The 1,222-nt window shown below is 34.2% G+C and carries 1 protein-coding gene; it reads right to left on the minus strand.

Annotation, left to right across the window (positions count from 1 at the left end):
* Window positions 1–137: 137 nt before the first annotated feature.
* Complete coding sequence (locus ACFIO3_RS07095) at window positions 138–1,076, minus strand: ArsR/SmtB family transcription factor (protein WP_375615071.1); 939 nt, start codon at window positions 1,074–1,076, stop codon at window positions 138–140.
* Window positions 1,077–1,222: the final 146 nt, after the last annotated feature.

Raw genomic sequence — 1,222 nt, forward strand, 5'->3', positions numbered from 1 at the left:
TATAAAACACCAATACTCCCATATAAAAACATAATACAAATGTAAAAAACAATAGCTTATCAATGATTGAATAAAGTTTTATCTCTACGCTATTCCTTGAGAAAAATCAGAGAATAAAGTGCGTTAACAAACGCGATTTATGCAAAATCTACTTGTTTATCTTTGATATCGTCAACTAATAAACGCGGATCACGAGCAAGCCAAAGTGTAACCATGCCCTCCTTACTATTTTCATTTTGTATAGGAGTAAGACAAACTGTTTGCTCTAGCATAAGTCCGGCATTTTTTAGCCACTTTTCTATTTGTAAAGTCGAAAATCCAAGACGCATATGTGCTTGATCAAAATGTGAAGAATCAGCTTTATGATAACTCAAATCCACAATCAATAAACGCCCATAGGGACGCAAAACACTTGATATCTCATGAAGAAACATTTCAGGATTTTCAAAAGAATGTAAAACCCAATGAAGAATAACTAAATCAAAAGTTGTATCTCCAACAGACAAGTGAAAAACATCGCTATCAAGCACAACTTCAACCGCATGCGTATAAAGATTAGAAAACAATTTTAAGATAGAGTCTCCACCTCTTCCAATATTCAGCATCATCTGAAATGGTTTATCGCCAATGATTTCAAGTAAAGAGTTTTCTACACCATGATCTGCCATATAGGATGACCGTAATACATCCCGTTGCAACGCATTTTGTAAGAAATGCTTCTTCCTCCTTTTTTGACGCTGCTTTTTAATGTCCTTCAAACGTTCTAAATCATGCGCTAACAACACATCATTCTTTGGTAAAGACGAAAGAATACCCATCACAATGTCTTTACCCCCAAAATCATGACAAAGCTTAAAATAAAGGCTATCCCCCTTCTGATAACGCTCAATCAATCGTGCTTCGTACAATAAACGTAAATATCGTGATATACATGCTTGCGACTGATCAAGAATAAAAATAAAATCAGGGATTGTTAAATCTTCATGACGCAAGAGCGTAAGAACACGTAAATGGCTTACTTCTGCAACCGCTTTCAGCAGCTCAATTATTGCATCTAAACTTGTACTTTTTTTCATAATTATCCCCTAAACATTCCTATAAACATTTGTTTATAGGAAAAAAAGTCAAGCATACAACGCATATTCTCATCTATTTTGTGCTCTCTATTTTATCATACTATGAAAAAAATAGGCTCATGTAAAAAACGAACAGATCTTATCCA

Source organism: Bartonella sp. AD328YNZD (assembly GCF_042196425.1).

Bases quoted from the DNA above. Each gene is read 5' to 3' on its own strand.
- ACFIO3_RS07095 (WP_375615071.1), bottom strand. From the start codon at position 1,076: ATGAAAAAAAGTACAAGTTTAGATGCAATAATTGAGCTGCTGAAAGCG.